The sequence below is a fragment of the Piscirickettsia litoralis genome, assembly GCF_001720395.1.
In the GTDB taxonomy this organism is placed as follows: Bacteria; Pseudomonadota; Gammaproteobacteria; order Piscirickettsiales; family Piscirickettsiaceae; genus Piscirickettsia; species Piscirickettsia litoralis.
Window position 1 is genome coordinate 33,902 of sequence record NZ_MDTU01000002.1, and the last position, 9,955, is coordinate 43,856.

Annotated in this window: 7 protein-coding genes; all 7 read left to right on the forward strand. The window is 35.7% G+C overall.

Translation table 11 applies throughout. The features are described from left to right. Positions 1 to 2,894: AAA family ATPase (locus BGC07_RS15160; RefSeq protein ID WP_069313928.1), on the forward strand; the 2,894-nt coding region annotated here is incomplete at its 5' end. A 243-nt stretch (positions 2,895 to 3,137) separates the two neighbouring features. After that, positions 3,138 to 3,683, forward strand: a complete 546-nt coding sequence (locus BGC07_RS15165) for a hypothetical protein (protein WP_069313929.1) — start codon at positions 3,138 to 3,140, stop codon at positions 3,681 to 3,683. A 296-nt stretch (positions 3,684 to 3,979) separates the two neighbouring features. Continuing rightward, positions 3,980 to 6,970, forward strand: a complete 2,991-nt coding sequence (locus tag BGC07_RS15170) for a DotA/TraY family protein (RefSeq protein WP_235603449.1) — start codon at positions 3,980 to 3,982, stop codon at positions 6,968 to 6,970. 39 nt (positions 6,971 to 7,009) lie between these two features. Then, positions 7,010 to 7,396, forward strand: coding sequence for a hypothetical protein (locus BGC07_RS20835; RefSeq protein WP_069313930.1), 387 nt, complete (start codon positions 7,010 to 7,012; stop codon positions 7,394 to 7,396). Next, positions 7,357 to 7,623, forward strand: a complete 267-nt coding sequence (locus BGC07_RS15180; RefSeq protein ID WP_069313931.1) for a hypothetical protein — start codon at positions 7,357 to 7,359, stop codon at positions 7,621 to 7,623. Before BGC07_RS20835 ends, BGC07_RS15180 begins: the two co-directional genes overlap by 40 nt. Before the next feature lie 124 nt (positions 7,624 to 7,747). After that, positions 7,748 to 8,368 carry a type IVB secretion system apparatus protein IcmL/DotI gene (locus tag BGC07_RS15185; RefSeq protein WP_069313932.1) on the forward strand — a complete coding sequence of 207 codons (621 nt, stop codon included), beginning with the start codon at positions 7,748 to 7,750 and terminating at the stop codon, positions 8,366 to 8,368. After that, the gene (locus BGC07_RS15190) at positions 8,361 to 8,705 is read left to right on the forward strand and encodes a hypothetical protein (RefSeq protein ID WP_235603450.1); all 345 of its coding nucleotides are present in this window, start codon (positions 8,361 to 8,363) and stop codon (positions 8,703 to 8,705) included. The genes BGC07_RS15185 and BGC07_RS15190 overlap by 8 nt, the downstream gene beginning before the upstream one ends. Positions 8,706 to 9,955: the final 1,250 nt, after the last annotated feature.

Below are 9,955 nucleotides of genomic sequence, written 5' to 3' on the forward strand. Positions count from 1 at the left end.
CTTATTGTGATTTAGAAACAGCAGATAGCCGGCATGTGTTAGTAACAAAAAATGCGTCATTGATCTCAGTCATTAAGATCGATGGCTTTAGACGTTTTGTGGGTAAGGCAGAGTTTCAGCAGCTTTGTGAACAGTTTGTTGAGTCTATTCAAAGTTCATTTGCATCTGAAGGTCATTTTATTCAATTTTATTTTAACTATAATCCAAAGGGTGTTGCTTATCATATCGATCGTTCTTTAACCTCTGCTGAAGAGACTGCTGCGCGAATTAATTTAAATATTAGCGATATATTTTCATCAAAGAGAAAAGTATTGAGCAGTGTTTGCTCTCATGAGGACTGCTTTTTAATAATATGGACAGAACCATCAGCCTTGCCAACAAAACATATTAAGCATGCATTTAAAGAGAAGCATGAAAAAATAAAGAGATATAATTTACCTGCAGCTAGGCAAGCAGCTAATTTATTCTTGGGTCTTCCTGAACTTAGAAACCTTCATGACTCATTGGTTAGCACCATGGTTGAAGACTTACAGCAGATTGGCTTTTATATACAGTTGCTTGATGTACATACTGCAGTTTATGAAACTCGCAAATCGATTGATCCTGACTTTACATCTCCAACATGGAAGCCTTTTTTACCAGGTGATGTGGCTCCTGTACGATTAAAAGAATATGAAAGTGATAAACGTACAGACATTTCTGATCTTTTATGGCCGCCATTGTCATCACAAGTGATTCCTCGTGAAGGAGAGAACTTTGATCTTAAGATGACAAGAATTGGTGATACGATGTATTATCCTTTATACATCGAGCTATTTCCAAAAAGTACGCGTCCGTTTTATGATTTATTTAGACGAGCTGCATTAGCAGATTTGCCCTGGCGTGTTTCTTTCCAGCTGGCTGGAAATGGCATTAAAGTCACACAGTCAAAAAACTGGTTAGCGCAGTTCTTAACGTTTAGCTCTTATCACAATAAACTAATTGTAGAGTCACATAAATTATTAAAGTACCTCGATGAACGAGGAGATGACCCCATTGTTAAATTAAAAATGGTTCTATTGACTTGGGCTCCTGTTGGTCAAATGAATTTATTGAAACAGCGCTCTGCTAAATTAGCTCAGCTTGTTCAGGCATGGGGAGGTTGTGAAGTTAAAGAATTTTATGGAGACCCTTATGCAGAGGTATTATCAAGTGCAGTTGCTGTTCGCAATAAGAGTGCAGCGGTAACCTCAGGAGCGCCTTTATCAGAAGTTGTTAAAATGTTACCCATTACACGGCCCGCATCCCCTTGGAAAAAAGGCGCATTACTGTTTAGAACGCCTGATGGCAAGCTTTGGCCTTATCAGCCAGGGTCTAACCATCAAGTAAGCTGGATTGACATTATTTATGCGCGCTCAGGGTCTGGAAAATCAGTTTTATTAAATAGTCTCAATTTAGGATTATGCTTATCTCCTGGTTTATCTCAACTGCCACGTATTGCAATTATTGATATTGGGCCATCGAGTAAGGGGTTTATTTCTTTATTAAAAGAAGGTTTGTCTGCAGATGATAAAAATAAAGTACTCTATCATCGCTTAAAGCTTGAAGATGGCCATGCGATTAATCCATTTGACACTCAACTTGGAGCGCGCTATCCAACTAAATTGCATCGTTCTTTTTTAATTAATTTATTAAGTTTGCTCTATGTAGAACGTGCACAAGATCATATTCCAAATGGCATGTCTGGTATGTTGAGCTTGCTTGTAGATGAACTCTATAGACAATTTAGCGATAGTGAGCAACCCAAGCCTTATATTCCCCATATGGATACTTATTTGGAAAAAAAAGTGGATCAAATGAGTATAGAGATTAAGGCAGGCATGAGTTGGTGGGAGCTAACGGATTTACTGTTTGAAAAGAGATCTTTTGATCTAGCGTTACGTGCTCAAAAATACGCGATGCCAACGTTAGCAGATACAATTTCAACGGCACACTTTCATGGTATTAAAGATATCTATGCAAAAGTATCTTTGCCGGGTAGCCAGGAGGATTTTGTCTCTGCATTTTGTCGAACGATGTCAGCGGTGATCCGGAACTTTCCAACTTTAACAGCACCGACGCAACTTAATTTAGAAAAAGCTCGGGTTATTGCCTTGGATCTAGAGGATGTCGCTCGGTCAGGGAGTGCTGCAGCAGAAAAACAAACTGCAGTCATGTACATGTTATCCCGCCATGCCATGGCCCAACATTATTTTTTACGTCATGATGATATTCGTTCATTTCCTAAGAACTATCAGCATTATCATGAAGAGCGTGTGCGTGAAATTTTAGAAGAGCCAAAACGTATTGTTTACGATGAGTTTCACCGTACAGCAAGCAGCCCTTCGGTTCGTGATCAAGTCATTCAAGATATGCGTGAAGGGAGGAAGTGGAAAATCCAAATTTCCTTGGCATCTCAAGCCTTGCAGGACTTTGATAAGCTTATGGTTGATTTTGCAACGGGTGTTTTTATTCTTGATTCTGGATCAACACAAAGTATCGAAGAAACCTGTAAAACGTTTGGTCTAAATGAAACAGAAAAGTATGCATTAGCAACACGTGTTCATGGTCCGAAAAGCTCAGGTGCGACATTTGTTGCACAGTTTGTGACTAAACAAGGTGTAAATACGCAGTTGTTAACCAGTACTGTAAGTGCAGTCGAGTTATGGGCATTTAATACAACAACTGAAGATGTTTATATCCGTGAATCACTTTATAAACTAATAGGCCCTGAACAGGCAAGAAAACAGTTGGCCTTAAAGTACCCTCGAGGTAGCGCAACAAAAGAAATTGAAGCTTTAATTGAAGAGAACCATGACTTAAGTGTGACTGAAGCGTGTGATTTAGTCTTGAAACAATTGCTTAATGAAGTTTAAGAAAGCAGCCGAGGCAATATGAGTATTTTTCAAAAAAATTATGATGACTTCTACGGATTTTTCTGATTAGTTCAGGTTTATGTGTGGCAAGAACTACATCGCTTGCCACATTGCAGAGTGATTTGAGTAAGATTATAGCCAATCAGAACACAGAAAATAAATCTTTAGATCAAGCAAATAATTCTTTAAACTCAGGCTTTTTTTCCTGGGGCTTTAAGCCACACGAATGATTTATCTATTGCGTTGCCTGCTACATCCAAATTTAGTAATTATATAGAGCAAGTAAATAGTAGCGTAGGTAAAAATAGTGATGGCGTAGTTAATCAAATTAAAAACTTACCAAATAATGACTATTTGATGAGCTTAGTGCAAGGAAAATATTACAATAAAGAAGAGAGTGATGGTTTTGTTAACGCAGGAGTGTCAGCTCAGTCAATTGTTCTAGCAACAGCCGTACTTTCGCAAATGAATGCAAATAATAAGATAAATCAAAATATACTAAAATCTGTTGAAGACCAAGTGAGTACAAATTGGATCAATGGCTTAAAGTCATCAACACGAGATCAGTTGCTACGCAGTATTTCTCTACAGCTTTCAGTAAATAATTTAATTAACTATCAAAGATTACAAGAAGAAAATTTAAATTCATTGCTAAAATTATCAGGATTGCTTGACAATTACTCAATAAAAAACGAGTTTATTAAAGAAAGAAAAAAGCTATATGGAATAGAAAGTACATTAAATAATATAAATTATAAGCTTAATAAATTTTCATCTAAAACAAGTTGATCAGGCTATTGATCTACTCTAATAATAAAGAAGGCAAGCAAATATGATATCACTTGTTCCAGGTCCCACAGAAGATCAGTCTGTTTATTTTTTGTGGCAAATTTTTGGGAACATTATTTATTGGATATCGGGTTCGGACGCGCCAAAAGGCGACACAACAATTATTCATTATGTGATCTCTGCATTTAATTCTGGATTATTATCTTTATTGCTAGTGATTTACGCGATTGTTGTCTTTGTTGGCACATTAAATACTGCACATCAAGGAGAGTTTTTTAGGGAGAAACTGGTCGTCAATGTGGATGCCAATACGAGCAATTTTTGGGCCACTTTGTGTTGTTCCAGTAAAATATGGCTTTTGTTTGGCTCAAATTGTTCTATTGTATGCTGTATTAGTAGGTGTCCAGCTTGCTAATTATGTTTGGAATAGTGTTGAAACTGATCTCGACCATACTGCAATTCCTGCGGTTCCCTCAAGCTTATTAAATAGTGTGAAAACGGCAGTGGGTACCTCAGTACTTTATAAATCTGTACAAAAGGTTGCTAGTAACTTGGGCTTGAGTAATTCAGATTTACCAGCGACATCTATTATGGATAATCATTATGAATGCAATACGAATAACATGAATCAATTTTATAGAGTTGGTAGCAGTGCAGGAAATAATGATAATGCAACAATGTGCGTCGATTCAAGGTCAACACTTCCTTCTGAGTTATTGCCGCAGTTAACTTCTTATTCTTACACAATGTGCCAACCAAGTAAGTTTAAAGACTTTAATACATTGATGCATTGGTTTTATGAAGATTCATATGATGATGATTATCCTAACTCTGATGGAGTTCTCCATGATGGCATAAAGGTTTCACCTGCAGGTTTTCCGGCTATTTCAGCTAGCTCCCTTTCGCAGCAATGCGTAAGTGCCGTTGATGGGCTATTAACGAGTATGTCTCCATCTGGGGTTAAAGCCTATACCTATAATTTTACGGTTTCAAACTCAGGCGAACAAACTAAAACTAATCAAGCAATTATTATGAATGCTCACTTAGGAAACACTATGCCTATGCATAGCCAAGATGGGGCAGTCAAACCACTTTATGTTGATGCAGTAGGCAATATTCAATTTGTTTTCAGCAATCAAGACTATAGTAATGGTAATCCTAACTCTTACTCTAAGCAGGCGAATAACTCTACAAATAATATAGTTAATAGTTTATACAGCAATGATATAAATCAAGCAAATGCTGATTTAAATAGCTATATTAATGGTCTGAACAAGAGCTTGTTAGATTATTTATCAACCTCTCAAACAAGTAACCCTCAGGGTGTCGCAGAGACAACAGCGAACACATCAGGAGTTAATAGCAATACAAGTTACTATGAGCAATGTAAAAATTATTTATTGCCTAACCAGCAAATCACGATGCGTTATTTGGAATGCTTACAGTTAGAAGAGTCAAATCAAACATATAACCTTCCTGGTGATCACCTTGATCCAGAGTATCCATTTAAGAGTTATATAGATAGCTGGTGGATTGGCGGAGAAAGTTATTTATCAATCGACCAAATTATGAATAACAATTTAGAGTCAGCTGAAGATGAATTGAATCAAGCTTTGTCCTACCCTGGAATGAACATATTATCAACTATGCATTATAATATTCCTTTATCTGTTTATTATTATCCTATTGTTAATGGTAATGTCCCTCAATATCAAGGTCAGGATAAGCAGCTTCACAGCATTAAAGATATGAAATCAAATTCTGTAAGTACAACTGCAGGAATTATCTCAACTACACAGACTGTACCAAATGGCTTAAGCATGGTTTCAAGCACCTGGTCTAATCTGATTTATCAGACAATCCCTGCATGTACTGGGCAAGATAGTAATAAATATAGTGACAAATCTGAAGCAGCAGTATGTCGAAATATTAATCAATTGCAGATGAACTTATTAAACCTCCCTAATGAATGGCGACCTCCTTTTATTTACCTCCTTGACTTAATAAAAGACAGCCCAAAGACTGAAAAGATAACAGACATAGCAGAAAATGTTAAGTTTCTAAATAATGTATTTGAGTTCTTACAGGTGAATGGTATTTATCAGCCTACGACAGTTACTTCTGTGCCTGTGTATGCGGTCATTGATAAAATTTTTAATAGGCTAAGTGGGAATGGAGCGACAGATGTAACTGGAGTGATGAATGAACTTTACCAGCTTGGAATCCCTGCAGATAATCTGTTTAGTACAATTATGCAGGCACAGCAAGTAGGGGCTGATACCGTACAAGCTGTAATAAATAGCTTTATGAGTATTTTTGATAACTATCAGCAACAGTTTAACAATGTTAAAAATACTGCTGCCTCTATGGTTAAGCAAGGTGCTGAAGAGTCAAAGCACCTAGCCTATCTTGATAGTAGTTTGTCGCTATTCGGTGCTAGTACTGACTTTTCGTCACTCTATGCTTCTTGGAGCCAAATAAAAGTGCAACTTTATATGGCTGCTCAAATTGGTAGTATGTCTATGTCAATGGCTTGGCTTCCACTTGCATTTATAGTTCTCGGTTCGCTATTTACCGCAGGGATTTCATTTGTAGTGATGATGCCTTTAATTCCTTATTTTTTGTTTTGGGCAGGAACTATCGTTTGGGTATTAAGTATTCTTGAAGGGCTAATAGCAATGCCTCTTGTTGCACTTGTGCTTGTTTATCCTGAAGGGCATGAGATTTTAGGGCATGCTTCACCTGGAATTAAAATTGCTTTAAATATAATATTTAGACCGGTACTAATGGCTATAGGTGTGATTGCCGCAATAGCATTAACTTATGTATTAATTACTTACTCTGCTCAAGGTTTTCACTTAGTTGCTCCATTAGTGATAAATAATTTTTCATCTTCTAATATGGTGCAAGGTATTGTTTCTTGCTTCTTAATTTTTATTTATTCATCTTTTATGATGATGGCTTTTAGTAAGTGCTTTTCAGTGATTTATTTGATTCCAGATAAGGTATTTGATTGGATTGGTGCATCTTCAAACCAGCGCGCAGGTGCAGAGGATGTTCAGCAATTACAAGGAAAAACTGAAGGGCTTGCAAGCCAATCAGGACAAGCGATGGGCTCTGGTGTGCAGCAGGGTATTCAAGCAAAACAAACAGAAACTCAGTCTCAGGTGCAAGCCGACTCACAAGAGATCCAACTTGGAGCCCAGAGAGGTAAAAACTTTGCAAGCATGTCGAAGGCAGCTGGTGAAGATGTTGCGAAGGGTGTTGCAGAAGGAGCACCTGAATAGTGTTGTGTAAATATTATGTGAAATATAGTGAGGAAAAATATGGCTGATAGTGGTTCTAATTCTGGTGCTTCTAATTCTGGAGATTCTAACTCTGGTGCTTCTAATTCTGGTGCTTCTAATTCTGGTGCTTCTAATTCTGGTGCTTCTAATTCTGGTGCTTCTAATTCTGGTGCTTCTAATTCTGGTGCTTCTAATTCTGGTGCTTCTAATTCTGGTGCTTCTAATTCTGGAGATTCTAATTCTGGAGATTCTAACTCTGGTGCTTCTAATTCTGGAGATTCTAACTCTGGTGCTTCTAATTCTGGAGATTCTACCCCTTCACCTTTCTTAAAGCATCACTTAAAAGAACTTCAACCTCAAAAGGAAAACGTGATAAAGCAAAAGCATTGCATAAGGCCCTTGAAGAGCTACAAGAGCTGGATTTAAATGATCCCGATCAACGCAAAAATTGCGCAGAACATTTAAATGAAATAATAAAGGAAGCAAAAAATTTAGCTGCTATTGGAAGAAAAGAGGTTAAAATTGCACCAGGATTTTTTCCATTGATTGTTTCATTGGTGAAAGCTTTAAGAGACTCATCAAGAGAAGATGAAACTGATCATTTATTGGACGCTATATCTGATGAAGTATCTGATCTTGAAAAAAAGTCTTGAGTCATCAGCAAGTAATGAGTTTAGCACATCGGGGCTGATGTCGAGAGAAGTTCAAGAACAAGGATGTGTTATTACTCCTGAGCTCTCAGTTGGGTAGAAAATTTAATGATAAAGGTAATATATTGTGGCTAGTTCATCGTTAACACAAGTGAAACTTAGAAATGATTTTTACAAAGATAATTTCCGTCGTACCACCTTAATTTTATTAATCTCTATTTTGATTAATACTTTTTTAACGGTAGCTTTGATTATTTCTATGAATACACGGCCTAAGCCAAAATATTTTGCCACAACATCAAATGGCCAGTTAATTCAGCTTCATCCTTTATCAAACCCTGTGTTGAATGATTCCGCTGTTATTAACTGGTTATCTGATATTATTTCGAATATTAACTCACTTGACTTTTTAAATTACCGCACACAGGTTCAGGAGAAAAGAAAATATTTTACAAAATATGGTTGGGATCAATATTTAAAGGCATTTAAACCTATTATTAAAAAAGTACGAGAGAACAAATATGTTGTCCGAGCAGTTGTCACGGATGTTCCTATTGTTTTAACAAAAGGTAAGGTTGGTGGAACTTATAGTTGGCGCTTACAGGTACCTATGATTATTACATACCAAAAGGGTGATTCAAAAGATACTCAGAAGGTCATTTGGACAGTATTAGTTCAGCGTAGTAATGAATTCCCTGGTAGTATTTTTGGAATTTCTCAAATTATTCAGGAAGGAAACCATGACTAATATAGATTATGATAAAGTATTTGAAAAAATAATGAGTCTATATGAAAGTCATAAATTTTTTTGGAAAAAGAAACAAATTTCTAATATAGATATTCTTTCGTCATCGGGATATATAGTTGAATCTGTATTAAGGAAAGCAAGCTTTACTCATAGCTTTCTTTTTGGCAAAAAGTTGAGTTATAGCCGGAAACGCTTAGGAGAACAAAACAAGGAGGTTATTTCAATAAACGAGGATAAACAAACATATTTTATCCTGTTATTAATCATAATCGATATCATGGAGGAAGCAACGCTCCAAAGTGATAGCGATATTCATTTAGATAATTTTATTAAGTAATAAAGATTATGTTTAAAAAGATAACCTCCGCCTTAAAGTCTGCTGTTTCATATTCTTTTATAAAAGAGAGTACAGTATTTGTGTTTTCGACATCTAAGAAAATTTTTTGATATTCCTCCGGAGTATGAGGGTGAAAGAAAAATTCCAATAAGTAGGTCTGGTGTGTCAAATAAAGATATTGTCTCCGCTTAAAAAATATTTATGATATTGATGTGGATATATTTAACATTTTTTTAATAATATTAACGTTTACATTAATTTGTATTTTAAGTAGTTCTTATATGACGGCAGTGATTGGCATCGCTTCTTCATTAACTTGCTTGTCTTTAGCTTTCAAGTATCATTTCTGGTTGACGCAAATAAAGCTAGGATATTTAGGGTTAACTTTTAAAGAATGGTATAAGTCTCTATGCTAGCTATAAGAAGAGAAAATATTTGTTATTTATTCAATAAAATATACGGTTGTGTTAATAGAAATATTTCTATCTATGAGCTTCTTTCAATTGGAATATCTATTGGATTAATATTAATTTCTTTTTATTTCTATACCTGAATAGTATATATACTCATTATGTAAGCAACGTCACGCCTCCGTTATTAAGTAATATTTTTTTAATCGTTTTATCATTTTTATTGATTTTGTTATCGATGCCTTTGTGTGAGGTTTGGCCTAAATTAGGGTTAACTTTTAAAGTGGTTAGTATTTATCTAATCGCTTGGGTCTCAGTGCTTTTAGCTTATAATGCCCAGTTTACACCATTTCACCCGATTGATTCTTTTTTCATATCAGGCTGATTTAGCAATTGGCCTTGATCAAAAATCATGGATGAAATGGCTGCACCAATACCCTGATATCTATAAATTATTAACTGAAATTTTATAACTCACTAGACTATCAAGCACTTATTCTTCCTATTGCAGCTTGTTTTTTTCGTAGATAAAAAATTCTATTGAGTCTTTTTTGGGTGAGATTTTCATTTCTAAATTTGATTGGTATCTTGGTGTATTATTTTTGGCCGACAGCTTCCCCCTGCAAGTGTTCTAAATTCACCGTACCTTCTTAAAGAGCAACTGGATTTAGCACTAAAATTTAAGCAGCTCCACGAAGGGCTAATGCCCAGTAGTGCTGGCTCTGGCTTAATCAGTTTCCCATCTTTTCATGTTATTTGGTCCGCTCTGTTTACAACTTTATTTATAAAAAAAGTAAGATATTTTTTTCATTATGCTATTGACTTTAAATATCATGCTTT